This is a genomic window from Pseudomonadota bacterium (assembly GCA_034189865.1).
Lineage (GTDB): Bacteria > Pseudomonadota > Gammaproteobacteria > UBA5335 > UBA5335 > JAXHTV01.
On the sequence record JAXHTV010000027.1, the window covers coordinates 1 to 25,929 of the forward strand.

Here is a 25,929-nt window from a genome sequence, read left to right on the forward strand (position 1 = left end):
CCCAAGTATCGGTATGAAAGCTGGACAAAGTGTTGACTTCAGCCATACGACTTCCTGCTGCCTATAGCTTTGTGATGGAGTGCTCTAATTTTATCCAGTCAGGCGATCGCTTCGTAGAATCTGAACCGATGGATTCCGGGGTAGGTATGGAATCCATACTTTGGTTTTTTTTTCGCGGTATCCGGCTCTGCATGAAAATCGTTCTAATTTTCTGATCGTTTAGCATGCCGGCAATAACCCCTGCCCTCGCCCCGTTCTAAACAGGCTTAGCAGTTTTTGTATTGGGGCTTTAGCGAACGGAGTACACGCTCACCGTATGCTCCCGGCCACGGATGAGGTGTTCCCCCTGGTCTTGAATTCGGCTGATCAGCTCTTCCGGTAAGTGTGCATACACTTCGTGGCTGATGAGGATGTCGCTACCAAACGACTTGTTCAGCTCTTCGAGTCGGGCCGCGACATTGACAGTGTCACCGATGACGGCGTATTTCATGCGTGAGGGGCTGCCCAGGTTGCCGGCGATGACGGTGCCGGAATGAATGCCCATTCGAGCAGCCAGTTGGGTACCCCGCCCCCATTTCCGATAGCGGGCGATCTGGCCTTGTTCCCACTCCTCGTTGAGGGCGATGAGGCGATCACGCATGTCGATCGCGCAGGCCACGGCACGTTCTGCGTGATCTGGCCGATAGCAGGGCGCGCCGAACACGATCAGGATGGCATCGCCCAAGAACTCAATCACGCACCCCCGGTGACGGTCGATGATCCGCTGCATCTCCCCGAAATATTCGTTCAGCATGCGCACCACTTCTCCTGGGGGCATTTGTTCGCTCAGGGTGGCGTATCCGCGCAGATCGCTGAGCAGTACGGTAACCACCCGCTCCTCACCGCCAAGCGCGAGGGCGGATGGTTGAGTCAACAAGGCATTGGCGACTTCCTCGCTCACATAGCGGCCGAAGGTTTCGCGGATGAATTCCCGCTGCTGGAGTTGTTGGGCCATGGCGTCGATTTGATTGCTGAGCACGCCAAGCTCGTCGTGGCGACGAAGTTTCACTCGTGTGTCCAATCGCCCACGGGAAATGGCGGTTGCCGCTTCGATGATTCGAGACAACGGCGCACGGACATTGTGCGCCACGATCATGGACACCAAGCCGAGCAAAAGCACGGAAAGCCCAAAGCCCACCAGCACGAACTGCAAGATTTCGCGTTTGATCGCGTCCAGGCGGGAGGCATGCACATCGATGCCGACAATCGCGACGCTGCGACCGGCCGCATCGAAAATGGGCGCGTATCCGGAAAGGCTCAGCCCGAACTCGTCGGCGTAGGGTTCGGTTTCCACGCTCTCTTTGCTGAAGCCTTGAATCAACACCGGCACATCGGTGGCATCGTAGATTTCACCGGGTGCGCCGACGATATCGTCGCGAGCAACGTCGACGAAAAAACGCAGTTTGGTCGGCTCCGCTGTGGGCCGGAGAATGTAAATGCTTTCGATATCGGGGTCGGAGGCGATCACCCGGCTAAAGCGGGCACCGATCGCTTGGTGCATGGGGCCGGGTTCGGTTGTATCCGGCGCCACCTGCCGAATCGCTTCACCGTCGATACCACTGGCCAAGCTGGTGACGGCGCTGAGCAGGCGCTGCTGCAGTGCCGTGAGCTCGTTTGCTGTGATGGTTTGGTAAACCCACTGCCCCAGGCTTAACAACACACCGATCGTCGCGATTGCGAACAAAGCGGTGACGCGGGCATGAAAACGTTGCCACGCCCGGATGTGACTTAGCGGATCTCCCTCCAGAAGCGTTTCGGTAGGCGAAGGATCCGACGGCAGATCTTCTGTTGAACTGGTGATTGCTTCATCGGCCACCACGCTAACTTGACTCGGGGAGTGCGCATCCATTGATGATCTTATTTCCTTGTGGGTGGCCGCTGACATTTGCCACTCGGTCGTAATCCGCTACAGTCCGCTCGAATCGCCGGCTTAAAGCCGCGTTCTGCGTATTCAGGTGACCAGGAAATCAACGATAGACGGCTGACGCCTAAAGCGCCGCCACCGGTTGCGGGAGCACAATCGACACCTGCCGATTGTGCATTGACGGGCATACCTGGATTTCTCAGCTACGCCAGCGTCAACCACTTAGATCGTCTCGAAGATAATTACCGCAACCTATTAGACGCAATCGGGCAGTCTAATCACAGTTTGCGCCCCTCACGTCATTGAGAGGATGGCTCTGCAGAGCGTCCTTGCCGCTGACCCCAATCTTATTTCCTTCGGCCACAACCCCAGTAAAGCAGCCAAAATGTTAAGCATATTTAACCATATGGGATACCGGTCTTTCGACAAATAGAATCCCACACCGTGAAATATCAGGCATCAATCGGCGGTTAGCAATGGTAATAATTCACAAAATTGGAATTCGCCGTCCGAACCGGCGGACGATTGTTAGGCAACTGTCACGAAAAGGTACACGCGAGAAGAGCGTTCACAGGCTCAGGAAAAAACCATCAACCCTGCGCGCAATCCACGATCGCACCCGGAGTCACCCGGCCGAGCCTGAAACGCGATATGAAAACCGGCGTCTTTCACACACCCCGGCAGCGGTAGCGGTTACCCTGTTCCCGACCCGATAGATCATCGCGACCGTGTTGTTCGGTTCACAAAAACCCACGGGTGAATGACTAACAACGCTTCGGCGGAAAACGCAGGGATTCGGATCATCGTCAGCGCCGACGGCTACACAATCGCTGTTCTCGGGCAACGATTCGAACAAATTGGCAAAAACGGTCATCCCTCGATGGAGACCGGCAATTCGAGGTAGATCAAAATGGTTAAGTTCGGGTACGCCATACACTACGTCTCGGATGTGGAATCGGCCCTGAGGTTTTTCGAGAAAGCATTTGGGCTCACCCGCCGCTTTATGACTGACGAAAAGGACTACGGGGAACTCGAAACGGGTGACACGGTGTTGGCTTTTGCCTCGCACACACTGGGCGAATCCAATCTACCCGACGGCTACGTGAGCGCCACGGATTCAGCACAACCATTAGGCGTGGAAATTGCCCTGGTAACCGATCAAGTGCACGCCGCGCACAAGCGAGCGATCGAAAACGGCGCAACGGAACTGAAAGCACCGGAAACCAAACCTTGGGGGCAAACGGTCTCCTACCTTCGCTGCCCCTCGGGCCTGCTACTGGAATTGTGCACGCCGATGAATACCTAGAGCACCAAGCCCACCGCTGGTCCGGCGGACGATTCCACCGACGTCGGCAAACGATGGTCCGGTTTAATCGGGTGCGGCAGAGCGATCGTCCACGAACACGCGGTCCCGACCGGCATCCTTGGCCGCATAAAGGGCGGCGTCCGCCCGGGCCAGGACATTTTCTAGCGTTTCACCTGGCTGGAGCGTGGCAACCCCGGCACTCAGAGTCACGTTAATTGAATTTTCGGGGCTTACCTGAATCGGTTCGGCTGCCAAATTTGCGCGCAAACGCTCCGCCACAATCCGTCCGCCCACCGCATCGGTGTCCGGCAGCACCACAATAAATTCTTCTCCACCCATGCGGCCACACAGATCCACCTCCCGGACCAACCGGGTTGCGATTCGGGCAAAAGCGACCAAAACCGCATCACCACTGCCATGTCCCCATGAGTCGTTGATGCGTTTGAAGTAATCCAGGTCCAAAGCCACGACGGTCAGCGGCAGTTTGGAGCGTTGAGACCGGGCTACCCAACTTGTGAGGAATTCGATGATCAATCGCCGGTTCGACAGGCCGGTGAGTTCGTCGGTTGTGGCAAGGGCAACCAAACGTTTTCGAGCGCGTTCCTGGGCGATGTTGTGACCCACCGTATCGGCGAGCAGTTGGGAAAAAAGCAGGTCATCTCGGGTGAACGGCTCGCACGGGTTCAGCGACGAGAAATTGAGGGTGCCATACACCTCGCCATCCACCAGGACAGGGCTGCCGATATAGGCCTCCAAGCCGAAGTCCCGATAGCATGGATGGGTGCGAATCTCGCTCCGGCCAGCATAATGAAATCCAACAGGACGACCCGAACGGAGCGTATAACTGCAGTAGGTGCCTGAAACATCAAAAGTCGTTCCGGGCTTCAGTTCCCCGCTCGAGTCCAAGCAGTGTTCCACCAAATACTCGCCATCGCTGACCCGTGACTGAATGGCCAAACCCAAACCGAAATATTCCACCCCGAGCGAGAGTATCGCCTTCAGGCGGCCGTCGTAGTCCAACGCCGTGTCGGCGGTGATGGCGTGAAGTCGCTGCAGCGCATCCAGCGCCCGTTCCTCCGACCGGGCCGCCCGGATGATGCCGATAAAACCGCAGACCTCGCCGGCGGTGTCTCGCATCGCGCCCCCGGTGGTGACACCCAGAAAAGGGCTGCCATCAGCGCGACAATAGAGAACACGATAGTCTTCCATGGCCGATTCGGTTGCGGTGTTGAAGCGTTTGGCGCCCTGGGTGGAAAAATCCTCCTCGCTGGCGTAAAGAATGAGCGTTTTTCGACCCAGCAATTCTTCAGTCGAGTAGCCGAACAACGCCTCGCAGGCCGGGTTGACGTAGACAATCTGACGCTCCACGTCGGCAACGATCACCGCGTCCGGCAAGTGGTTAAAAATATCCGCGAGCAGCGAAGGTGAAAGGGAATCCAAGACCAATCGGTTAGTCATATCGTCGTGTTCGGCGATCGTTTCGGAAGCGTTGCGGGACTTTCTCGCAGACATAGGGGTTAATCACCAGAAAATTCTATTGCAGGCCCACGGCTTGCCACGATAAGCCCGATTCCTCTCGCCCCACGATCAATTGGCATGCCGCCGATGGGTGTTGCCGGTTTTCCGCTCATCAGCGTGACCGCAACTACACCAGTGGCTGTCGGACGATCGAACGAGACCCAGGCCAATCCGGCGAACAATGCGCTCTGAAATGAACGGCCCAAATAACGCCCCGTACTTTAACTATTAGCGTTCACAGCCAGGGAAAGCTTAACCGAACCGCGCTTGAATCCAGGGGTACTCGACGGGCAACGACGGGCCACCGAGAACGGTGCTTCGCTCCGCGTAAAAGTCAGAGCGGCATAACGGCTTGTACCACGTCATGTTGCCTTGGCCGCGGACGTGGAGCGAGCATCATCCGCCGTTGAATCAGGCCGCACTTAAAAGGCGCACGAATTCGGATTGCTCACTGGCGGTGATCAGTAACTTGTCGATGGCCCGGGTCATGGCCACATACAACAATTTGGCCTCACCCAACGAGTCATCGTGATCCACCGGCAGTTCGCCCACGCCGGGAATCACCACCATGGGAAACTCCAAACCCTTGCTGCTGTGCATGGTCATCACCTTGACCGAATCGTGGGCGGGATCGAACGTCCTTTTCTCGGTGGAACTCAGCAACCGCTCGACCGGAATACCTTCCGCTTTCAAGCCGAGGGCGAGCCGTTCGACAAGCCAGCGGCTCCGGCAGGTCACGGCCACTTCCCGCCACGCCAGGCCGTCCTGATTCAACCGCCGCAATGTCTTGGCGATGTACCGAATCTCCTCCGCTAGGGAGGTGCATCGTTTCAGATAGGGTGCCGGGCCACGACGTCCGGCCGCCTCAGGTGCGATGAGCGGAACATGGTCTTCGTCAGAGTCGGCCGGCGACAGGTAATGGGCGGCGAAACGGTATGCAAAATCAAGTATTTCCCGCGTATTTCTATAGTTCAGCTTTAGTATTGTCGTGCGACCCTGAGCTTGGATTCCGACACTGGAGAGGCTGAAATCCAAGGTTTTCTTGTTGTGGTAGATGGACTGGGCATCGTCGTACAGCAGCAACAGCGAGCCTTCGTCCGGGTCCACCATTTGCGCGATCAGACGCAACCAATCCGCCTCGAAATCGTGGCCTTCGTCGATCATGACAGCGCCGTACTGCCCCCGGGGAATGTGACCGTGATCGGTGGCGGAAATCACGCGCTCGACGAGCTGAGTCGGGTACGCGTTTCCGGGAGGCGGCAGCGGCACATGGTAGGTTTTGAGTTGCTCGGCGCACCAATCATGAAAATGATAGACATGCACCCGATCGTTGATCGCGTGCTCAATCATCAAACGACGCAACCGGGCCGCCAGGGTGATGTTAAAGCACACCACAAGTATGGGTTTGTGCATCAGCTTGGCCAGGTATAAGCATCGGTAACCGAGAATCAGTGTTTTTCCGGAACCCGCCACGCCATGGATCACCCGATGCCCCCCGCCCATACTTCGGGCGAGTTGTTCCTGCTGTCGATCCATCACGCGGATGATATCGGGAATGCCCAGATCTTCGCCGGGTTCTGCCCCATCGGATGAATCGGGATCATCGAACATACCGGCCTGGCCGTCGGCAATGCGAACTTCCGGGAACAAGTGCCAACGCACGCGGTCAATCTGCGGCAAGGTCAACTGCGATGAAAAGGTGGCGTTGAACATGTCCCAGAGTCTTTTCTGAAATACCTCCACGTCTGTGGACTCAGTCATTTCATCGGCACAGATCACTTGATGGGCCGGCATCACCTGCCCCAACTCATGGCGCTCAAAATCCTTGCGAGTAATGTTTGTCAACACCACCCCGTACCCATAGGGAAAAACCAAGCGTCCCCGCTGCGGGCCCTTATGACCGGTCAGCTGAGGGTCTTTCTCCAACGTGTTCACCAAACGGTAAGCGCATTGGCGAACCTGCTCGATGGGATTGCCCACCACCTTCTGCCCGGCCGGGGTCAGCAAACTCACGGAGGCGCGGTCTATGGCTCTGATCGTATCGATCTTCCAATCCTTCACCTCCAACAACAGCAGACCGCGCGCGGGATGCAGAACGATGAAATCGGTATAACGGATGCGCCGGCCCACCGGAACTTCGTACCAGCAAAGGTAGTCATCCTCCAGGTGGCTCTCCAGCCGGCGGGCAAATCGTTTTTCGCCCGAAGTCATGCGTGCCAGGCAACTACTGAGTGCAGGAATCAACTTCGCCATATACCGCGCACCGCATCAACCGTTGGGGCAACCGTTCTTAACACCCGCGCTCTCCTTCGAGGCGCACCGAATTCGGCAACGCCATGCGCCAAAGAACATTCACGATAGGCGAGAAAGCCATCAGACCCGAGACAATTCTCGATCTCATATGTCGGCGGATCGAGATTGACATTGAGTCAGATCGGCACTTGATTAATACACTCCGATCAAGGGAATCTTCACGTGACGTCCCCTGAAGCCGACCGAGTCGACGAGCAAGAGGCAAAGACTGTTAAAGACATAGGTGAACCATGCGCGTATACTTGCGCGCCCGTTCGCACCCTTCTTGCGGCCCGCGCCGGCCTCCTAGAATGCGCCCGTTTGCCTCACCACAGGATCAGCATGGCATGACCGAGTCCACCGAAACATTTGAACAGCTGGGGATTGGCGAAAACCTCCTCAAAGCACTGAAAGAGGTGGGCTACGAAACCCCAACCCAAATTCAGGCCGGGAGTATTCCGCCCTTGCTCGAGGGGCGAGATATTCTGGGTCAGGCGCAAACCGGCACCGGGAAAACGGCCGCCTTCGCTTTGCCGTTACTGCAGAAAATCAACCTGACCACGCCCGTCCCGCAAGTGCTGGTTTTGGCGCCGACCCGTGAGTTGGCCATTCAAGTGGCCGAAGCTTTTCAGCGGTACGCTCAGCACCTCAAAGGATTTCACATCTTGCCGATTTACGGCGGCCAGGGTTACGAGCGACAAATCAGCGCTCTGAAGCGCGGCGTTCATGTGGTGGTCGGCACGCCTGGCAGGGTGATGGATCACATGCGCCGCGGCACGCTCAAACTCGGCGGGCTGAAGCATCTGGTATTGGATGAAGCCGATGAGATGCTGCGTATGGGTTTTATTGACGATGTGGAATGGATTCTGGCGCAAACGCCGCCAGAGCGTCAGATCGCCCTATTTTCCGCCACCATGCCGCGGCAAATCGCCAAGGTCGCCAAGACTTACCTCCGCGACCCGGTCCACATCGCCACCAAAGTGGCGACTGTCACAGCAGAAACGATTCGGCAGCGCTATTGGCCGGTGAGCGGACTTCACAAGCTCGATGCGCTGACACGCATCCTGGAAGCGGAACCGTTCGACGCGATGATCATTTTTGTGCGAACCAAAACCGCAACGGTGGAACTGACGGAAAAGCTTCAAGCGCGAGGTTATCGCGCCGACGCCTTGAATGGGGACATCACCCAGGCCCTGCGCGAACGCAGCATCGAAAAACTCAAGAACGGTCAGACCGACATCCTCGTTGCCACCGATGTCGCTGCCCGCGGGCTGGATGTGGAACGAATCAGCCATGTGCTGAACTACGACATCCCCTACGACAGCGAGGCGTATATTCATCGCATCGGCCGAACAGGCCGCGCCGGCCGAACCGGCGAGGCGATTTTGTTCGTCGCCCGGCGCGAAATGCGGATGCTGCACGCCATCGAAAAAGCCACCCGTAAGCGCATCGAGCCCATGACGCTGCCGTCGGCCACAGCCATCAACGATCAACGGGTGCAACGCTTTAAACAAAAAATCACCGACGCCTTGGCGGACGAGGATTTGTCGTTTTTCCGCGGTTTGATGGAAGACTACCAGCGAGAAACCGATTACGAAGCTTTGGACATCGCTGCCGCCCTGGCCCATATGGCGCAAGGCGACAAGCCGTTTCTGCTGAAAGATGCCCCGAAACCGTCACCTGAGCGCGATCGGTTTCGGGACAAATCCGACCAGCGCGACAAAGGCAGCCCCCGCGAGCATCGCAATATCCCTCGGGTGACCTACCGGATCGAGGTTGGCCACGTGCACGGTGTCTCACCGGGACAAATCGTCGGCGCCATCGCTAACGAAGCCGGGCTGGAAGGCAAACACATCGGCCACATCAAAATTCACGATGACTACAGCACGGTGGATTTACCCGCGGGCATGCCGGAAGAGATTTTTGAAGATTTGCAGCACACGCGGGTGTGCCAACAAGCGCTCAAGATCTCGCCCATCGGTCGGTCCGAAGGACGAAAACCCGCCCCCTCCCGCCGCCCGCGGACCAAACCCAAACCCGGCGCGGTAAAGAAAAGCAGCGCCCCGCGGGCGGGAAGCAAGAAACCCTCCGCGAACAAGAAGCCGCCTCGGAAAAAATCGGCGGATAAGAAGGCCCGGTAAACCCCATCGCGGGCGACGGGGTTGGCCTACCGGGCCTTTCGGACAGTGCGATCAGCTCACCGGATCAGGCGGGGTTTTCTAACCCGGAAACGCCGTGATCCGGCTTATTCTTCGCCTTTCCATTCAATGCGGTAGAGGTCACGTCGCCGGTCCAGATAGTTTCGAACCGAGCCTTCGTTTTGCAGTGTTTGGAGCTTGTCCAAATCGACGTCGACGATTAGGGTCATCTCGGTATTGGGCGTGGTTTCGGCCATGATCGCATCGTGGGGGAAAGCAAAATCCGACGGCGAGAAAACCGCCGTTTGACCGTACTGGATGTCGACGTTATCAACCTTCGGCAGATTGCCGATACTCCCCGCGATCGCCACATAACACTCATTTTCGATCGCCCTGGCCTGGGCACAGCGGCGAACGCGCAAGTAGCCGTTCTTGGTGTCCGTCCAGAACGGGACGAACAGAATCTGCATTTCCTTTTCGCCAAGCAAACGTGCAAGCTCCGGAAACTCCACGTCGTAGCAGATGAGCACGCCGATACGACCGAAGTCGGTGTCGAAAAGCTTCAGATGGCTGCCGCCTTCCATGATCCAATCTTTTTTCTCATGAGGCGTGGGATGGAGCTTGTACTGCGATTCGACGGAGCCGTCACGTCGGCACAAGTACGCGACGTTGTAGAGCGCACCGTCTTCCAGCAGCGGCATGGAGCCGGCAACGACGTTGATGTTGTAACTCACCGCAAGTTTCGATATCTCATCCCGAATCCGGTCGGTAAATGTGGCCAGAAAACGAATGGAATCGGCCGAGCTGTACTGGTCCGACAGACCCATCAACGGCGCATTGAAAAACTCAGGGAACAGCGCGATATCGCAGCGATAGTCCGATAGCGCATCGATGAAGTATTCGACCTGCTGCAACAACTCCTCGACGCTGTTCATCTCCCGCATCTGCCATTGCACGCAGCCGATTCGCGCCACGGTTTTCTTGGCCCCGAACAGTTTGGCGTGTTTGGGTTCGTAGTAGATGTTGAACCACTCGAGCAAAGTCGCATAGCCCTGCGATTCGCTGTCCTCGGGCAAGTAGCCTTTTAACACCCGCTTTACTTCGAAGTCGTTGGCAAGCTGGAAACTCAAAATCGGATCGTAAATTTCCTTGCGGCGCACGGCCTCGATATATTTTTGCGGGGTTAGCGTGTCGGCATATTGCACATAGTTGGGAATGCGCCCGCCGGCGACGATGGCACGCAGATTCAGGTTTTTACAAAGCTCCTTTCGCGCCTCGTACAAGCGTCTGCCCAGGCGCATATTGCGATAATCAGGGTCGACGAAAACGTCCACCCCGTACAACACATCGCCGTTGGGATCGTGCGTGGTCAAATACGCGTTGCCGGTGATTTCCTCATAGGTGTGCTCATCGCCGAACTTGTCGTAGTCGACAATCACGGCGAACGCCGCCGCCACCGGGCGGCCGTTGTCCTCGATGCAGATCTGTCCCTCCGGGAAGATCTTCAGCATCGACAAATACTTCTTCTTCGGCCAGGCACCACCCATCCCCGGGTAAACCCGATCCATAATCGCTTTGATGTCGGCGTAATCTTCAACCTTGAGGTTTCGAAGGCTCAATTTGACATCGGAGGTGGCCTGCAAACCTTCGTGCGTCGTTTCCATACAATTCCATAAGAAAAAATGACGGGATACTCATCTCCAAGCGACCGGCAAATCCCGAACCGCCGCGGAAGGTTTAAGATGATGCGGACTACCAAGCCCGTCAAGTAGCATCAAAAGCCGTGAAGGATACGAAGCCAGTATGAGGATGGCGGATCTTTATTCCAGACCTCACGCGAGGGGCACGCGACGACCCGACGTTCCCCTGGTCTCTAACCGGAGATGACGAGATTGTGCGCGGCCGTGCTAGCCTGCGGCCAGTTGCGCCGGAACAGCTGCCGGCCGTTCGGCCAACCCGACGATGATAAGCCCCGCCACCACCATGCCGGCGGCGACCAGTCGCTTACCCCAATGCGCTCGCTCCTTGAACAGCGTCATGGACAACAACGTGGCGATGACAATGCCGGCATTGGTGTACGCCACTGCATGCGCCGCCGATATCCACTGCATGGCGTGAATAACCAATGCATACGCCGTGCCGATGAACAGCCCACCGGTTAAAACATAAAGCAGCTTCGGGCGACAACGGGGAACCCACGCCGGGTGGTGATAACGATGGTGGAGGGTCAAGGCCACAAAAGAGGCGAAATAGCCGGCGGTGACAAAACCCAACTGTGCGCCGAAGCCGGGCAGGTAATCGACCGCCACCTTGTCGCTCAGCGAATAGATACTGGTGGATAGGGCCGCCAGGATAATCCAGGGCAGCGCCGCCCGTTCATGATCGCGACGGGCGGTTGAGGCCAGAAACAACAGCCCCACCACGCTCACCGCAATGCCCATCCATACCCCCGGCCCCAAGCGCTCACGAAAGAACAACCATCCCCAAAAGGCGATCAACAGCGGTGAACTGCGAGCGATGGGGTACACAAACGCCACCGGCGCATGGTGATAGGCCCGCCGTAGGCCCAGAAAATAGGCCGCGTTGGCGGTCATCGTGATCAGCAGAGTCAGAATCAGCGTGCTTTCCCAACGGGCGTCGACCACCAGGCGATAGAGCGACCACGGCCCGAGTAAAACAAGGTGGGTCAATAGCCCCCACCACAGGAAATTGCACTCGCTGGGCACATAACGGGCCAATAGGTTCCAAACAACGTGGAGAACCACCGATCCGGCGATGACCCATGCCGCCCACTCAGCCCCGGGCACGGATGACGCTCTCCGGGATCATGCCGGGCCGAATCGAACCAGAAGAGAGGCCCTGCGGCCGACCGATAGAGGTGGCAAGCTCACGCCACCACTCGGCCGGCGTTGGTGATTAACCGCACCAGTTGATCGCCCGCGTCTTTCAGTGACGTATCGTTGTCGATGATGGTCATCCGCGGGTGAGCGGGCAATCGTAGACATTGCGTGCGCTGAAGGCGCTCGGCAATCTGTGTGTCCGACTCGCGCCCCCTTTGGCGAAGTCGCTCTGCCAGCACGTCGGGAGAAACCCGAACCAGAATGGGGTGAAGTTCGCGATATCGTCGGGCCGCCTCGTCCAAATAGCCGCGAGAGCCGTTCATGACCACGCTCAGCCCTTTGGACAACCAATGTTCGACCTCAAAGCCGATGCCGTAGTGCAGTCCGTGGCATTGCCAATGCATCACGAAGCATCCCTTGTTTCGGTACTTCGCGAATTCCCGCTCCGTTAGCGCGATATGGTTTTCACCGCCGGCCTCGACCGGGCGGGTGATGTAACGATGGGCGAACATCACCTCGGCGTCGGCCAGCGGATGATGGCGGGCATAGCGCAGCAGGCTGTCTTTGCCCGAGCCGGATGCCCCCATGAGGTAGAAAAGCTCAGCCATGGTCGTAAACGCTTCGGTAGACCTCAACGCCACCGACCCAAACGGCGGATACCTGCGGCAGCCCCTTGGGCCGGTCCACGGCGATCAGATCCGCTCGCTTGCCCTCCGCGATTTCGCCCCGGTCGGACAGCCGGGCGGCGCGCGCGGGGTTCAGTGTCACCATACGCACCGCCGCCGGCAGATCGAGATCGGATTGCTCGGCCACCCGCATCATCGAAACGATCAGTGCCGCGGGTGAATAGTCGGCGCAGAAGCAGTCGGCCAGGCCGGCATGAATGGCATCAATGGCTTTCATCGATCCCGACTGGCTCTGACCCCGCAAGATATTGGGTGCGCCGAAAATGGTGGTCATACCTGCCGCTTTGGCGGCTTCGGCCGCCTCCAACGAAACGGGAAATTCCGATATTTCAGCACCGATCCCCCGCATAGTCGCCACCCGCTCCGGACTGTCATCGTCGTGACTGGCAACCGAAATCCCGGCGCGATGGGCCGCCGCGGCCAAGCGCTGCATCCGGTCGAACGCACCGCTGGCCGAAGCCACTTTCCGTTCGAGAATACCGTCCAGTTCATCCGCCGTTTTCTTATAGGTGCGCTCAAGATAGCTGCGATAGGCCGCGATGTCTTTAAACTGCCCCTGGCCCGGCGTGTGGTCCATCATGGAGACCAGATGCATGGCCTCTTCTGTCAATAAATTCTCCAGCACCACCAGCCCCGTCTCGTCGGTGATTTCGTAACGACAGTGGACCCGGTTATCCACCAGCCCATGCGGTTGCCACGCATGCACCGCGCGGGCGATATCGGCGGCGAAATGATTGTTACGCACGCCCAGCTCGTCGTGAGCAAAGGACAGTGCGTGGAACACCGTCGTAATGCCTGCCGCGGCATTACGTTTATCGGCCTGGGCACACGCGAAGTCGAGTGGAAAGTGAACGTTGGGCCGAGGCTCGACCTCCTTTTCCAAGGCGTCGCAATGCAAATCGATCATGCCGGGCAGCATCATCTTTCCGCCCAGGTCGATCACCTCCGCGCCTGGGCTGCCGGCCGGATCGACCGCTCGAATCCGTCCGTCCTCCACCAGAATGCTGCCGTCTCGAATGACGTCATCGCTCAACACGAAATCGGCGTTCACGAATAGCTGTTTCATGGCGTGGCCACCTCGTCCAAAACCTGCTCAAGGCCCGAGGGGGGCTCGAGTTCAACCACCTCGTCGGCCAATCGCTTCACCAGATCGGGATCATGCAAAATCGCGAGCATGGCGATGCCTTCGTCCTTGAGTTGCTTAAGCAAACCGACGACGCGCTGGGTAATCCGGGGATCCAGGCTCGCCGTGGGTTCATCGAGCATCAACAAGCGTGGCCTGGCGACCAAACCGCGGGCGAGATTCACGCGTTGCTTCTCCCCGCCCGAGAAGGTCGATGGCGATATCCCCCACAAACGTTCGGGCAGACTGAGCGCCCGCAACGCCTCGTGCGTGCGCGCGCGCGCAGTCTGCCGATCCACGCCGCGGCGGATCAATGGTTGGGCGACCACGTCTTCGGTGGCTTGTCGCGGCAGAACGCGCAGGAACTGGGTCACAAAACCGATTTCAGCTCGACGCAGCGCCAGAATGTGATGCTCGTCGGCTCCGGCCAAATCGACGGTGGCCCCGTCCCGGGTTCTAAACAGCATCCGCCCGGCGGTGGGAATATACGTGCGATAGATGCCGTTGAGGACAGTGGATTTCCCTGAACCCGTCGGCCCCACCAAGGCCGTCAGGCGGCCAGGGTATACCGTCAGATTCACTTTTTGGGATGAAGGGATCACCTTGCCCTGTTCGTGCAGGATGAATTGTTTCGAGAACCCTTCGACCTGCAAAATCGGCTCAAGTGGCATGATTCAGTCCTCCACTAAAGCGCCGACGCCACGAGGCGCTGAGTGTAGGCGTGCTGGGGATCTTCCAAGATCTGGTCGGTGAGTCCCGATTCCACGACCCGGCCGTACTTCATGACCAGGGTCCGGCCCGCGAGCAGCCGAATCACGCCCAGATCGTGAGTGACCACAATCATGGCCGTCTCGCGCTCCTGTTGGAGCTCGAGGATTAAATCCAAGATCGCCGCCTGAACGGAAAGATCCAAGCCGGTGGTCACCTCGTCGAGAAGTAGCAACGGGGGATCAGTGGCCAATGCCTTGGCAATCTGCACGCGCTGTTGCATGCCGCCCGAAAAGGTGCCGGGCAATTCATCCATTCGCTGCGCCAAGACTTCGGCGCGCGACAACAGGTTGATTGCCCGCTCGCGGATCGCCCGGTAGTTGTGGCGGTCGGCCATTAAAAGACGCTCGGCAATGTTGCCGCCGGCCGAGATCTCGAAGTTCAGTCCCTGATGGGGATTTTGATACACCATCCCGAAGCGGTGATTGGCCAGACGGCGCCGCTGGGCCGCGTTCAACTCAAACAACTCGTATCGCTCGCCCCGGTCGAAAAACGTCGCCTGCCCGGCGGTGGGTTCCTGATCGAAATAGAGACATTTCACAGCCGTCGATTTGCCCGAGCCCGACTCCCCCATGATGCCGAGAATCTCACCCTGGTGGAGATCGAACGAAACCTCATGGGCGGCGACCACGCTGGCGCAGGCCGGGCAGATATTGGTCTCGAATTTCGGGCCGGTCGACTCGAAACAGGCCGGACACCCCGGGCCGTAGACCTTCGACAACCCAACCACTTCGAGCACCTTACTCATTGATCTGCTCCAGTTGTCGCTCGCATTGCCGGGCCTCGCGTTGTTCGTTGCACCAGTCGGTATCGGAGCATTGATGCACTTTGTCACCGCTGTTGGCGTCGATGAACTCGTCCAGAAAACTGTCGGTGCAACCGCAAACGGCACAGGGCCGACGGCGCCCAACGCCGTCCAGAAACGTCTCGACCCGGAACGGCACATCCTCAAACGCCAACGGCTCGGCGTCGGTGTAGGGAGGCACGGCGTAGATCTTTTTCTCGCGGCCCGCACCGAACAGGATCAACGCCTCGGAGCGGTGGATTTTGGGCACATCCCAGCGCGGTATAGGCGAGGGATCCAGTACGTAATATCCGTTCACTCGCGTGGGGTAGCGATGGGAGATGGTGATTTCGTCAAACTGGACGATGTCTTCGTAAAGCTTCACCAACAGGCGTGAGTAGTCCGCCTCGCCGTGGAGGATTTTGCGTTTATCCTCAGATGGCTCGACCACCACCAGAGGGTCCGGATACGGCACTTGCAAAATCAGCAGTTGATCCTTCCGTAGTGGCTTTTCGGGGATGCGATGTCGGGACTGGATCAGATCCGCCTCGCCGGTTTTGGCAGTGGTGTCGATTCCGGGGCAGGTCATCTCGATGAAGCTGCGCAGGTTCACGGCGTTCACGGAATCGTCGGACCCTTGATCGATCACCTTCAAGGTGTCGTCCGGGCCGATCAAGGACAGGGTGAGCTGCAATCCCCCGGTGCCGAAGCCACGCCCCATGGGCATCTCCCGGCTGGAATACGGCACTTGGTAACCGGGCAAGGCAATGGCCTTGAGAACGGAGCGACGGATCTCCTTCTTGGCGAACTCGTCTAGAAAACCGAACGGGTAAGACGACGGCGCGCTCATGACCGCGACTCCGCCGGGGCGTGCTTCTGTTGTGTGGCACGCAATCGATCGGTGTCGGACTGAAAAGTCACGTAGTGCGGTAGCTTGTAGTGGGTGCAAAAACCCATGGAATCCACACCATCGATATGCAACAAGACAAACTCGGGATCTTCGGACGGATGCGCCGGACCGTCTTTCATGCCCTTTTGCAAAGCACGATCCAAAATCGCCATGGAAATCGCCTTGACTTCGTTATGACCGAAACACGCGCCGTAGCCCAGGGTAAAGGTCGGCCGGGCACCGTCGTCCGCTGCTTCGTACATGGCCACGACTTCGCATTCGGTGATCAAGATTTCGCCTGCCTCGATCAACTCTCCGCTCACCGGGTGCGGCAACATCACCGGCAGATAGCCCACCCGCAGCTCCGCGACCGTCGGATGAATATCGCCATAGCCCCGCATATTGGAGTAGGCCATAGCGAGCAACGAGCCCTGCTCGGCCCGGGCCATGGTCGCCAGTGCCGCCGAACGGGGCACGGGAAACAGCAAAGGCTCCCGGGTGATGTCAAACGGCGGTTGTTCCCGAGCGTCTTGCTGAATCGGCGGCAATAGGCCTTCGGCCCGCAAGTGATCCAGAACTTTCGGAAAGGTGTCGGGGATTTCCTCGTCCGGCATGTCGGCCAACCAGGACCGGGCGATGGCTTGGAAACGCGCCGGTGTTTCGTCCAGCAGATCCATACGCATCAGCCGCAGATGATAATCCGTGGTCGCCCCCAGCATCTGGCCGCCCGGAATGTCTTTGAAAGAAGCCGATATGCGTCGCACCAGCCGCATCCGGGTGCTATCGACCGGCGGTGTCTGGAGCAGACGCGGCTGGGTGGAGCGATAGGCCCGAAGCGCGAAGGCGGCTTCCAGGGTATCCCCCAGCGATTGTTTGATGGCCAAGGCCGCAAGCTTCGGGTGATACAACCCCCCTTCGGACATCACGCGCCCGTGCAGGAAGCGCAACTGGGTTTGAATCGGCGCCAGCGCCAGTGGCTCACCCTGCTCGCCCTGCTCGGCCCGCAAGTATTCGAGTAGCGCCTCGGCGCCCTTGATGGCTTCAACGCCACCTTTGATCGCAACGTAGCCCATTAGTCCGCCTCGACGCGGGTCGTCCGCGGAAGACCGACCACACAACGCTCATCGGTGAGCAGAATGTCCACGCCCAGCGGGAATGCGGCATTCCACTGTTCCCGCGCCGACAACCAGGCTGGATTCAAACCCGCCAATGCCAGATGCGCCACCCGCTCGATCCCGGGGCCCGATAACCGGAGGCGCAAACCACCCTGGCCCAGTGATTTGACGCAAATGATTAAGGTCGCCGCTTCATCCGGGCACGTCAGCGTGCCGAGCTTGGGCTGAAAATCCGGCGACCGCGAACCGTCGCACAGCACGTAGTTGGCCGCATCGACGGTGACCTGCTTCGCTTGAAGAAGCGGCCAATCGGTGGCAGGCAGCAGCGCATGGTCATCCGCCAGTGTGACTTCGCCGTCCAGCAAGCTTGCAAGCACACCCCGATAGGCCGCATCGCCGTTAAGCCAGCGCTCAAGATCGACCATGCAACCGGGATTGGCCATTGCCTCCACCAATTGACGAAAGATTCTTTGCTGACTGGGCGGTTGCCAAATGGGGTTAATCGTCATCGTCGGCTCCTGTGGCGTCCAGCAGCGAAAAATCGACCCGGGTCTTGGCTAACATGGCCTTGCGCCGACGCGTCTCCTCGTCGGCCTGGCGTTCACCGGAAGCCATCAACTCAACGACCCGCTCCCAGCCCGGTAGCCGATGGGCGACAACGGCGTCGCATACCGCGAGCTGTCGTGCGAACTCGGTGCTGTCGTCCATGACCTGGGCGGCGCCTTCCACTCCCGCTCCGTCTCTGTGAGTGCGAATCTCCACGCGGGCCGTGGCCAACGGAATCTCGCCCAAATAAAAGGGTTCACCCAACCCGCCGTCGGTCATACGCACCATAGCCAGGCCCGCTTGTGGCAGCGTGGTGTGACGGACCTCCCAGCTTGCGGTCAACTCGCCAGTCAGGTCGCTAACCGCTTGTCGGGGAACGCTGGACAGGGCACGTAGCCACTGCGATTGGTCTGGAATCCGCATCGATTTTCGGCTCCTTCGACGCCGCGCTTGCCGATTAAAGGGCTTTGCCGCGCAGCTTCTGCGAGAAATACTCCAGCAACATCACGGTAATGAAGATCACCAGCAGGATGGTGGAAACATGCGAGTACTCAAACAGATCCCAACGACCCTTCAGCTCCATACCGATACCGCCGGCGCCCACCAGACCCAGCACGGTTGCCGTGCGAATGTTGCGTTCAAAAATGTACTGCACAAAGCTGGCGAAGGCCGGCAAAACCGCCGGCAAAACCGCGAAGCGCAAGACCTTCACCCGATTGGCGCCGCTGGACCGCAACGCCATCTGCGGACCAATCGCGGCATTTTCGATCTCGTCTGCCATAAACTTCCCCAGCACGCCGCTGGTATGCATGGCCAACGCCAAAACGCCCGCGACCGGGCCAAAGCCGTACATCAGCACGAAGAACAAGGCGATGATCAACTCCGGCATGGCGCGGTGGAAGCCCAGCCACAACCTCGCGATGCCGTAGGTCACTGTATTGAGGCTGTAATTTCGGGACGCGAACACACCCAAAGGCAGCGAGATTAAAACGGACAGGAGTGTGCCCCAGAACCCGATCTCGATGGTTTCCCACATTTTGATCAGGACCTTGAGCAAATAACCGAACGGATGAACCAAATATTCGACCTGCACCGTGGTGTAGGTTTCGCTGAGCGCGTCGTAGCGGCGCTTCTCCAGGGTTTCCAGGTGGGTAAACAAGGGCGGGTTGTCGCGGTCCAGCTCTGTCAGGCGATCGGTTGCAATGCGGGAGGCGACGGCAAAAGGAAACGAGTCTTTAAGAAAGTCGCTGGCACCATCCAGGACTCTTGAGTCCGTTAGACCGGTCAGGGCCACGACGGCTCTTCCGGTTTCCCACGCCGCTGCGTCCAGCTTGATGTTGTGCGCCGACCACCCCACCAGGACAAACAGCAGCAAGGCGGCGCCGATCGTCCGGGATGTCACCGCCCGTTCCAGCGGCCATTGCTCGTAGGATCTGCGCGGATCGGCGCTCGGCGTGAGTTGAGAGTTCATCGTTCCAACCTCAGGCTACGGCGTTTCGCACCGCCAATCCGGCGACACGACCAGCGGTGTGCGGTTGGTCTTCCAACCGAGGGATGTGTTCGTCTTGATAGATGTCGTTCAACACCGAGTCGGTCAGCTCAGCCGGCGGTCCGTCGAACACCAACCGCCCTCGGCGCAACGCAATGACCCGATCGGCAAACTCGGCCGCGAATTCCACCTGATGCAAACTGCAAAGCACGGTCGCACCCTCGTGTCGGGAGGCGTTTTTCAATCCTTGGAGCACGCTGCGACTGACAACCGGGTCCAGGCTGGAAACCGGTTCATCCGCCAGCACGACCTCAGGCGCCGACATAAACGCCCGGGCGATGGCCACCCGCTGTTGCTGGCCGCCCGACAATTCCGATGCCCGGCGGTAAATGTGCTTTTCCTCCAGCCCCACGTGCTGGAGCAACATGCAAGCCCGACGCTGGTCGACCACGGGAAATAACTTGAAGAGCGTTCTGAAGTTCGACAGCTCGTGTAATTTGCCCGACGCAACGTTGTGCAGAACCGACAGACGGGGCACGAGATGCAGCTGCTGATGGATCATCCGCGTGCGTTGTCGAAGACGTTTCATGTTGCGGTCCGTGATCAACTCGTCATCGAAGTAGAGCTCGCCCTCGCTGGGCGTAACCAGCCCGTTGATCATGCCCATCAGTGTCGATTTACCGGACCCGGAGGGCCCGATCATGGCGCAGAATTCACCACGCTCGATACTCAAGCTCAGTTTGTCGGTGGCTTTGGTGCCGTCATCGTAGATCTTGGAAACCCCGTTGAACTTAAGCATCTCGCCACCTCGAAAACTGTTTACCCCCAGAGGCTTTGAACACGTAACAGCCCAGGGTCATTGCGCTTCGCATTGAAAAAAAGGCCGGGAGGCGCTTCTTCCTCCCGGCCGGCATGATTACCGCTGCCCAGCTTTATCGACGATTTCCGCCTTCAACTCGTCCGTGACTTTGGACAACTTGGCGAGGACCGCCAGCATTTGGTCTTCCGGATAATCGGCGTCGTAACGGTCAACCTGTTTGCCGCCGTATCCCCGGATCAACCCCGGATTCACGTGCTTGTGGATATTGTTAAAAGCGTTACGCAGCTTGGCTTTTAACTCGGGATCCAGCTTCGGATTCATGGCCAGCGGGGGGTTGGGAATCGGCTCCGACTTCGCCAATACTTTGAATTCGGCCGGATCGATAATCCCCTGATTCACCGCTTTTTCCCAGGAGTTGAACGAAGCCGCTGCGGCATCGACACGACCTTCCTTCAAAGCCGCAATGGAATTGGTGTGGCTGCCCGCCACCACGATCTTGCCCAGATCTTTGACCGGATCGACGCCGGCGGCGATGATCATGGCCATGGGAAAGTTGAACGACGAGGTGGAGTGCACGGATCCGACCGCCAGACTCCGCCCTTTCAGATCGGTCAGCTCGTCCATGCCACTGTCTTTGCGAGCGTAGATACCGGAGAAGTAGACCGCCTCGCCCTTCTTGACATCCACGGCCAAAAGCTCGGCACCGCACATATCCTTGGCCTGACCGAAGGTGACCGGGCCGTACCAGGCAATGTCCGCATTGTCGGTGCACAAGCCCTTCACCACCGCCGCGTAGCTATCACCCGCCATCACGTTGAAATGAATGCCGTACTGTTTGGCGATGGCATCGAAGACCGGTTTGTAATCCTGGGTCACGTCCGCACCACCGGTATCGGCCGGCACCATCATCACGCGCAAGGGCTGGGATGCACTCCCATCCGGCAAGTTGCCAGCGACGGCCACTGCTGCGAATGAGCAGGCTGCCAGCGCAACCGACGCAAGGGCTTTGAATTTCATGGCTCTCTCCATAGAGGTTAAGGTTCAAGGTCTGATGGACAGTTGTGCGGCATCCCCGCGGAAACGCGTTACGGCATATTCAACCGGCTCGCCGGTTGCGGTATCGACATTCAAACTTTTCACCCGCAAAACCGGCGCGTTGCGAGCCATCCGAAGCCGAAGGGCGTCATCCCGCTCCGGCAACACGGCGCTGATCAAGCTCTCGGTGCGGCGCAGCGACAAGGCGTAATGTTCTTTCAGGAATCCGTGCAACGAGCCTTGTTCATAGTGATCCTTCACCTCGCTAAAACGAGAAGCCGGCAGAAAATGCGAAATGATGCAGAACGGCTGCCCTTCTACTTCGCGCAGTGTTTCGATGAACAACACCGCCGTGCCGTCTTCCAGATTCAGACGTCTTGCGACACCACCGACTGCCGGAATCACCAGTTTTCTAAAAACCCGGCTGGCGGTACTCCGTCCCTGGGAGTGCAGCGTCTCGGTAAAACGGGTCGCGCTGCCGATGGCATAGTCGATGGCAGGGTTGAGCACCACAGTACCTTTGCCGTGAACACGCTCGACCAGTCCCGGCCCGATCAGCGCCTCCACCGCACGGCGAACCGTATGCCGGTTGACGCCGAAGCGCTCGGCCAGCTCGGCTTCGGAAGGCAGCATTTGCCCCGGCTCGTAGCGCTCGCGAATCTCACGCTCGAGCATTTCGGCAATCTGGGTGTAAACAGCACGGCCACCGGCCCGCCAACCCACAACTGATCTAGTCATCTAGACATCTCCATCAGGTGCGTAAACGATAAGCGGGCTGTGTTACGAAGAAATGGAGAACAAATGACAGTTCTGTAAACAGGTATTGGAAGTCAGAGCCACGCGGTCAGCTCATGCCGCGAGCGGGAAAACCCGCGAGGCAGGAAAGGAAAAATTGGTAGGCAAGGACGAAACGGCCTAGTCGCTCAGCCACGCTCGACCGAATCGCTCGAACTTCGGCTGCCAGTAGTAGAGGATATGGCTGCTTTCGAAAACGAAAAACTCCAGGCCGTCGTTGTGCAGTTCGACCACGGTGGACATCTCCGGGGAGCATTGCGCGTAAGCTTTGCCGCACACCGTCTCGTAACGGCCCGGAGCAACACGCCGAATCCCGACTTGGCTGGCATCCATGCCGACAAACTCATCGATCATCCGCCTTTTCGGCTGACCCATCGTGTCCGAGACAAAAAACAGGGCGACTTTTCCGGCGTTGGATTCCTGGGAGAACCTGATCTCGGCGACATCGCGTTTGCCATCACCATCGAAGTCCCCCGTCGCCTTGAGCGCTCCGTTCTCGAAATCACGACGCCAGTATTGCTCACCGTCCTGGCTCATCGGCAGCGCCTGCCAGACTGTTTCGGCAGGCGGGTTGTTCAACGCATGTTCACTCAAGCCGGCCGGCTTGATGGAGCAAGCCGTGGCGATGACGAGCAACGGCACCAAAAACACAAGCCTAACCACAACCAGGCCGGAAGATGTTCGGTTCAAAATCATGGGTAATACAGCTTCGCCAAAATAGACGCTCAAGGATCGTATTCCAGGCGGATATGATCTGACTCTACAAAACCAAGTCCTCGGAAAAATTCTTCTTTCTCTTGCAAAGTTGAGGCCACGGATCATGACAACGGCACAACACCATGTTAGTTTGCCAAACGGCGTCAAACACCACTCGGGTCGGGTATGAACCCAAGCTTGACGGAGAAAAATAACGGATGGATGGAGAGAATAATGAAAAAAACTTAACCAATGCCGAAGAATCTCAAGCATGTTGCACTATGTCGACAGATCGTAAAGTCGGTTTAGGTTTGATCCGAATATCCAATAACAGCGTCGAGAGGACAACATATTGATGAAATGGAAAAGGACAAGCGTGCTCTCCCGACGAAAGCACTCAAATACCCCCCACTCTCCGTCACCAATTTTTGATCGACCATGAAGATACGTAAAATAATCACCGTAGCGGTACATTTTGCCGCGGTTTTTCTCTCCGCGAGCGCCGTAGCCACCGAGAACACCCCATCACAAGAGCCCGGGCTAGAGTGGGAGATCGCAAGTAGCTATGCCATCAAAAGCCTGTTTCGCAACGATTACTTTGGTGCGGTTAGCGAAGGTCAAAGGGCGCTTAAACTCGCGACCGAAAATCTCGCCTCTCAACACCCGGCAGTCATTACCAGCGTCAGAACCTTGGCTTGGGCTTATGATCTTCGTCAGGAGTACGATCTCGCCGAACCACTCTACCAACGCTTGCTGGCAATTACCGAAAGAGAGAAAGGCTCGTTTCATCCGGAGGTCGCGGACAGACTCGACGACCTAGCCAGCCACTATCGCATACGTGGGGCGGACACCAAGGCGGATCCACTGCGTAAACGCGCGTCGGCGATTCGGCAACAAGAACATCATCCTTACGAGTCTTACTTCGCTGACGACCCCAGAACACCGATGGCCGTGGATGAGCTACTGACTCAGGATTGGGAATCGCAAGCGGAAGCTTATTATCGCCTCACGGCGCTGGCAATCGAAGGACTATTGCTTCCCGACCATCCGCTGGTCGCCACAAGCCTGGACAATCTCGCCGCATTTTATGAAGCCCAGGGCTCGTATATCCAAGCAGAGCCACTCTACCAAACTGCATTGGAAATCCGGTCGCAATCTCTGGGAAAAGATCATCTAGAAGTCGCAAACAGCCTCAACCGTTTGGCGCGGCTTTACTATGCCGAGGGTAACTACGTCAAAGCCAAGCCACTCCATAAATACGCCCTGGGCATCCAAAGAGACGAACTGAACCTGGACCACCTGGACATCGCGAACACTTACGATGACCTTGCAAAAATTTCTCTCATCGAAGGGAATCCGTCCGAAGCGCTCCGATACGCCTATCGCGCCCTCGTGATCCGGGAAAAATTGCAGGGCCCTTTCCACGCAGACGTTGCGAATACGACCAACCGATTGGCGAGATCGTTCTTCATTCGGGGTATGGGCGAATACGCCGACGTGTACCTGAAGCGTACCCTCGCGATTCGGGAGAAAACTCTGGGCCCTGACCATCCGGAAGTCGCAAACGCGCTGAACAATTTGGCGGCACACTGCTTTGACATGATGAAGTTTGAACAAGCCGAAGCGCTGTACAATCAGTCCCTCGCGATTCGGGAGAAGGCGCTGGGTAAGGAGCACCCTGCCGTCGCGGAGATCCTCGGTACGCTCGGCTCCATCTACAAGCAATACGGCCAACCTGAAAAGGCTCAACCGTACTTTGAACGTGCCCTGGCCATCTGGCAGAAAACGCCTAATCCGAGCAGTTCGGCATTCATACCGACCCTAGCGGCCATGATCTCGGTCCATGCGTCGCGACAAGACTACGCCCAGGCCGAAGTATTGGCTCGGCGTCTGGCGGCCATCATTGAAAAAACATGGGGTGGTGAGCATCTGGCGTATGCCAGTGCCTTGGACGATTTGGCGTGGATTCGCCTAAAGCAAGAGCAAACGGCCGACGCCGAACATTTGCTCAACCGTGCGTTGGACATACGCAAGAAATCGATGAGCCCAGGCCATCCCGAGCTGGTTCGCACCCTGCGAAGATTAGCGTCGTATTATCGAGAAACCGGACAAGACGACAAAGCGTCCGAGCTCGAAAAACAAGCCGATAGCCTCGGCAACTTCGCTGGTTAGTACCCCGTTTCAGGTAAGACATCAAGAGTGAATACCATGAGAAAAGCCATCCCTGAAGGCCTGTTGATCTTACTCATTGCATCTGCAACCGCTCTGGCACATGCAGAAGATATGGGGCTTGAGTGGCAAATCCTTCGACAGGAGAGCTCGCGACTCAGTTGGGAAAAGGACAAGCACTCCTCCGCATTGATTCTTGCTCGGGATTTGCTCGAGCTCGCCGAAGAGCGTCTCGGCCCTGATCATCGTGAAATCGCAAACTGTCTCACGGACATCGCCGGCATATATCAACAGATGGAACGACGTGAAGAGGCGCTAGCGCTGCAAAAGCGGGCGGGAGAAGTGTACCAACGCTCGCTGGCGATGCAAGAAAAGGCGCTCGGCAAAGATCACCCGGAGGTCGCTAAAACCCTCATCGACATGGGGATCAACTACCACAGATACGAAGATCGCGACAAAGCCGAATCGCTTTTCACCCGTGCCTTGGAAATACAGGAAAAAGCGCTGGGCGAAAACCATCCCGAGGTGGCAAACACGCTGGATTTGATTGCGGATTATCGGAACGATACATCCGAAGTCGAACCACTTTTGGAGCGTTCGCTGGAAATCAGGAAGAATGCCTTTGGGCCAACCGATCCTGCAGTCGCGATCAGCCTCGACCGACTTGGCGAGCTCAGAAAAAGTCAAGATCGGTACTTGGAATCCGAGCAGCTTTTTAAACGTTCACTGGAGATCCGAAAAGCCGCTTATAGTTCACATGATCCCACCGTCGCTTACAGCCTGGAATATTTAGCCTGGCTTTATCACGACATGGGTAGAAAAGAGGAAGCGGCAGCTTTGAAAGAGCGCGCTGAAAGTATGCTAAAAGACACCGAGTAAAAAGCGTCTTCAGCCGGGCAAACAAGCAGCACCTGCGCCCCAACCACGGGCCAGCTCGGCTTCGGAAACGCAACATCTGCCCTGGCTGCTTTCGAAAACAAAAAACTTTAAGCCGGCATGGCGCAGTTCAACCACGTT

22 protein-coding genes are annotated in these 25,929 nt (G+C 57.8%); 4 read left to right on the forward strand and 18 right to left on the reverse strand.

The genetic code is table 11. The annotated features are described in order from the left end of the window. Positions 1 to 289: 289 nt before the first annotated feature. Positions 290 to 1,888 carry an adenylate/guanylate cyclase domain-containing protein gene (locus SVU69_11185; GenBank protein ID MDY6943556.1) on the reverse strand — a complete coding sequence of 533 codons (1,599 nt, stop codon included), beginning with the start codon at positions 1,886 to 1,888 and terminating at the stop codon, positions 290 to 292. Positions 1,889 to 2,813: 925 nt separating this feature from the next. On the opposite strand from SVU69_11185, the gene SVU69_11190 reads away from it, so the two are divergent. Next, positions 2,814 to 3,209 (forward strand): VOC family protein, encoded by a 396-nt coding sequence (locus tag SVU69_11190; GenBank protein MDY6943557.1) that lies wholly within the window; start codon positions 2,814 to 2,816, stop codon positions 3,207 to 3,209. Between the two features lie 63 nt (positions 3,210 to 3,272). On the opposite strand, the gene SVU69_11195 is transcribed toward SVU69_11190, so the two are convergent. Together SVU69_11195 and SVU69_11200 are read right to left on the reverse strand one after the other, a co-directional pair. Then, complete coding sequence (locus tag SVU69_11195) at positions 3,273 to 4,721, reverse strand: diguanylate cyclase (protein ID MDY6943558.1); 1,449 nt, start codon at positions 4,719 to 4,721, stop codon at positions 3,273 to 3,275. Between the two features lie 417 nt (positions 4,722 to 5,138). Next, positions 5,139 to 6,980 (reverse strand): 3'-5' exonuclease, encoded by a 1,842-nt coding sequence (locus SVU69_11200; protein ID MDY6943559.1) that lies wholly within the window; start codon positions 6,978 to 6,980, stop codon positions 5,139 to 5,141. A gap of 386 nt (positions 6,981 to 7,366) precedes the next feature. Between SVU69_11200 and SVU69_11205 the strand changes: the two genes are divergently transcribed. Beyond that, positions 7,367 to 9,160 carry a DEAD/DEAH box helicase gene (locus tag SVU69_11205; protein MDY6943560.1) on the forward strand — a complete coding sequence of 598 codons (1,794 nt, stop codon included), beginning with the start codon at positions 7,367 to 7,369 and terminating at the stop codon, positions 9,158 to 9,160. 104 nt (positions 9,161 to 9,264) lie between these two features. Here SVU69_11205 and SVU69_11210 read toward each other — a convergent pair whose 3' ends face one another. The 15 genes from SVU69_11210 to SVU69_11280 all read right to left on the reverse strand — a co-directional run bounded on the left by SVU69_11210 (position 9,265) and on the right by SVU69_11280 (position 22,776). Further along, complete coding sequence (locus tag SVU69_11210) at positions 9,265 to 10,821, reverse strand: GNAT family N-acetyltransferase (GenBank protein MDY6943561.1); 1,557 nt, start codon at positions 10,819 to 10,821, stop codon at positions 9,265 to 9,267. Between the two features lie 243 nt (positions 10,822 to 11,064). Beyond that, positions 11,065 to 11,964 carry an EamA family transporter gene (locus tag SVU69_11215; protein ID MDY6943562.1) on the reverse strand — a complete coding sequence of 300 codons (900 nt, stop codon included), beginning with the start codon at positions 11,962 to 11,964 and terminating at the stop codon, positions 11,065 to 11,067. Between the two features lie 80 nt (positions 11,965 to 12,044). Then, positions 12,045 to 12,605 carry a phosphonate metabolism protein/1,5-bisphosphokinase (PRPP-forming) PhnN gene (phnN, locus tag SVU69_11220; protein ID MDY6943563.1) on the reverse strand — a complete coding sequence of 187 codons (561 nt, stop codon included), beginning with the start codon at positions 12,603 to 12,605 and terminating at the stop codon, positions 12,045 to 12,047. Further along, positions 12,598 to 13,749 carry an alpha-D-ribose 1-methylphosphonate 5-triphosphate diphosphatase gene (locus SVU69_11225; protein MDY6943564.1) on the reverse strand — a complete coding sequence of 384 codons (1,152 nt, stop codon included), beginning with the start codon at positions 13,747 to 13,749 and terminating at the stop codon, positions 12,598 to 12,600. The genes phnN and SVU69_11225 overlap by 8 nt, the downstream gene beginning before the upstream one ends. After that, positions 13,746 to 14,477: a phosphonate C-P lyase system protein PhnL gene (gene phnL / locus SVU69_11230; protein ID MDY6943565.1), complete on the reverse strand. Its 732-nt coding sequence runs from the start codon at positions 14,475 to 14,477 to the stop codon at positions 13,746 to 13,748. The genes SVU69_11225 and phnL overlap by 4 nt, the downstream gene beginning before the upstream one ends. Positions 14,478 to 14,491: 14 nt before the next feature. Beyond that, positions 14,492 to 15,322 carry an ATP-binding cassette domain-containing protein gene (locus tag SVU69_11235; GenBank protein MDY6943566.1) on the reverse strand — a complete coding sequence of 277 codons (831 nt, stop codon included), beginning with the start codon at positions 15,320 to 15,322 and terminating at the stop codon, positions 14,492 to 14,494. Further along, the gene (locus tag SVU69_11240; protein MDY6943567.1) at positions 15,315 to 16,208 is read right to left on the reverse strand and encodes an alpha-D-ribose 1-methylphosphonate 5-phosphate C-P-lyase PhnJ; all 894 of its coding nucleotides are present in this window, start codon (positions 16,206 to 16,208) and stop codon (positions 15,315 to 15,317) included. Before SVU69_11240 ends, SVU69_11235 begins: the two co-directional genes overlap by 8 nt. Then, entirely contained in the window at positions 16,205 to 17,320 is a 1,116-nt protein-coding gene (locus SVU69_11245) for a carbon-phosphorus lyase complex subunit PhnI (GenBank protein MDY6943568.1), read from the reverse strand. The genes SVU69_11240 and SVU69_11245 overlap by 4 nt, the downstream gene beginning before the upstream one ends. Beyond that, on the reverse strand, positions 17,320 to 17,871 hold the full coding sequence (gene phnH / locus SVU69_11250; protein MDY6943569.1) for a phosphonate C-P lyase system protein PhnH: 552 nt from the start codon (positions 17,869 to 17,871) through the stop codon (positions 17,320 to 17,322). The genes SVU69_11245 and phnH overlap by 1 nt, the downstream gene beginning before the upstream one ends. Beyond that, the gene (gene phnG, locus SVU69_11255; GenBank protein ID MDY6943570.1) at positions 17,861 to 18,331 is read right to left on the reverse strand and encodes a phosphonate C-P lyase system protein PhnG; all 471 of its coding nucleotides are present in this window, start codon (positions 18,329 to 18,331) and stop codon (positions 17,861 to 17,863) included. Before phnG ends, phnH begins: the two co-directional genes overlap by 11 nt. 34 nt (positions 18,332 to 18,365) lie before the next feature. Beyond that, positions 18,366 to 19,379 (reverse strand): phosphonate ABC transporter, permease protein PhnE, encoded by a 1,014-nt coding sequence (gene phnE, locus SVU69_11260; protein ID MDY6943571.1) that lies wholly within the window; start codon positions 19,377 to 19,379, stop codon positions 18,366 to 18,368. Between the two features lie 10 nt (positions 19,380 to 19,389). After that, the gene (phnC, locus tag SVU69_11265; protein ID MDY6943572.1) at positions 19,390 to 20,196 is read right to left on the reverse strand and encodes a phosphonate ABC transporter ATP-binding protein; all 807 of its coding nucleotides are present in this window, start codon (positions 20,194 to 20,196) and stop codon (positions 19,390 to 19,392) included. A 117-nt stretch (positions 20,197 to 20,313) separates the two neighbouring features. Beyond that, entirely contained in the window at positions 20,314 to 21,234 is a 921-nt protein-coding gene (locus SVU69_11270) for a phosphate/phosphite/phosphonate ABC transporter substrate-binding protein (protein MDY6943573.1), read from the reverse strand. 24 nt (positions 21,235 to 21,258) lie between these two features. After that, the gene (gene phnF / locus SVU69_11275) at positions 21,259 to 21,990 is read right to left on the reverse strand and encodes a phosphonate metabolism transcriptional regulator PhnF (protein MDY6943574.1); all 732 of its coding nucleotides are present in this window, start codon (positions 21,988 to 21,990) and stop codon (positions 21,259 to 21,261) included. A gap of 177 nt (positions 21,991 to 22,167) precedes the next feature. Further along, positions 22,168 to 22,776 carry an FG-GAP repeat protein gene (locus SVU69_11280; GenBank protein ID MDY6943575.1) on the reverse strand — a complete coding sequence of 203 codons (609 nt, stop codon included), beginning with the start codon at positions 22,774 to 22,776 and terminating at the stop codon, positions 22,168 to 22,170. Between the two features lie 405 nt (positions 22,777 to 23,181). On the opposite strand from SVU69_11280, the gene SVU69_11285 reads away from it, so the two are divergent. Together SVU69_11285 and SVU69_11290 are read left to right on the forward strand one after the other, a co-directional pair. Next, entirely contained in the window at positions 23,182 to 24,915 is a 1,734-nt protein-coding gene (locus SVU69_11285) for a tetratricopeptide repeat protein (protein MDY6943576.1), read from the forward strand. 36 nt (positions 24,916 to 24,951) lie between these two features. After that, positions 24,952 to 25,791, forward strand: coding sequence for a tetratricopeptide repeat protein (locus SVU69_11290; GenBank protein MDY6943577.1), 840 nt, complete (start codon positions 24,952 to 24,954; stop codon positions 25,789 to 25,791). Positions 25,792 to 25,929 lie beyond the last annotated feature (138 nt).

Coding starts and splice junctions, on each gene's coding strand:
- phnC (MDY6943572.1), bottom strand. CDS start 20,196: ATGCTTAAGTTCAACGGGGTTTCCAAGATCTACGATGACGGCACCAAA.
- SVU69_11190 (MDY6943557.1), top strand. CDS start 2,814: ATGGTTAAGTTCGGGTACGCCATACACTACGTCTCGGATGTGGAATCG.
- SVU69_11200 (MDY6943559.1), bottom strand. CDS start 6,980: ATGGCGAAGTTGATTCCTGCACTCAGTAGTTGCCTGGCACGCATGACT.
- SVU69_11195 (MDY6943558.1), bottom strand. CDS start 4,721: ATGTCTGCGAGAAAGTCCCGCAACGCTTCCGAAACGATCGCCGAACAC.
- SVU69_11270 (MDY6943573.1), bottom strand. CDS start 21,234: ATGAAATTCAAAGCCCTTGCGTCGGTTGCGCTGGCAGCCTGCTCATTC.
- SVU69_11285 (MDY6943576.1), top strand. CDS start 23,182: ATGAAGATACGTAAAATAATCACCGTAGCGGTACATTTTGCCGCGGTT.
- SVU69_11210 (MDY6943561.1), bottom strand. CDS start 10,821: ATGGAAACGACGCACGAAGGTTTGCAGGCCACCTCCGATGTCAAATTG.
- SVU69_11235 (MDY6943566.1), bottom strand. CDS start 15,322: ATGAGTAAGGTGCTCGAAGTGGTTGGGTTGTCGAAGGTCTACGGCCCG.
- SVU69_11245 (MDY6943568.1), bottom strand. CDS start 17,320: ATGGGCTACGTTGCGATCAAAGGTGGCGTTGAAGCCATCAAGGGCGCC.
- phnE (MDY6943571.1), bottom strand. CDS start 19,379: ATGAACTCTCAACTCACGCCGAGCGCCGATCCGCGCAGATCCTACGAG.
- SVU69_11290 (MDY6943577.1), top strand. CDS start 24,952: ATGAGAAAAGCCATCCCTGAAGGCCTGTTGATCTTACTCATTGCATCT.
- SVU69_11240 (MDY6943567.1), bottom strand. CDS start 16,208: ATGAGCGCGCCGTCGTCTTACCCGTTCGGTTTTCTAGACGAGTTCGCC.
- phnL (MDY6943565.1), bottom strand. CDS start 14,477: ATGCCACTTGAGCCGATTTTGCAGGTCGAAGGGTTCTCGAAACAATTC.
- phnH (MDY6943569.1), bottom strand. CDS start 17,871: ATGACGATTAACCCCATTTGGCAACCGCCCAGTCAGCAAAGAATCTTT.
- SVU69_11205 (MDY6943560.1), top strand. CDS start 7,367: ATGACCGAGTCCACCGAAACATTTGAACAGCTGGGGATTGGCGAAAAC.
- phnN (MDY6943563.1), bottom strand. CDS start 12,605: ATGGCTGAGCTTTTCTACCTCATGGGGGCATCCGGCTCGGGCAAAGAC.
- phnG (MDY6943570.1), bottom strand. CDS start 18,331: ATGCGGATTCCAGACCAATCGCAGTGGCTACGTGCCCTGTCCAGCGTT.
- SVU69_11185 (MDY6943556.1), bottom strand. CDS start 1,888: ATGGATGCGCACTCCCCGAGTCAAGTTAGCGTGGTGGCCGATGAAGCA.
- phnF (MDY6943574.1), bottom strand. CDS start 21,990: ATGACTAGATCAGTTGTGGGTTGGCGGGCCGGTGGCCGTGCTGTTTAC.
- SVU69_11225 (MDY6943564.1), bottom strand. CDS start 13,749: ATGAAACAGCTATTCGTGAACGCCGATTTCGTGTTGAGCGATGACGTC.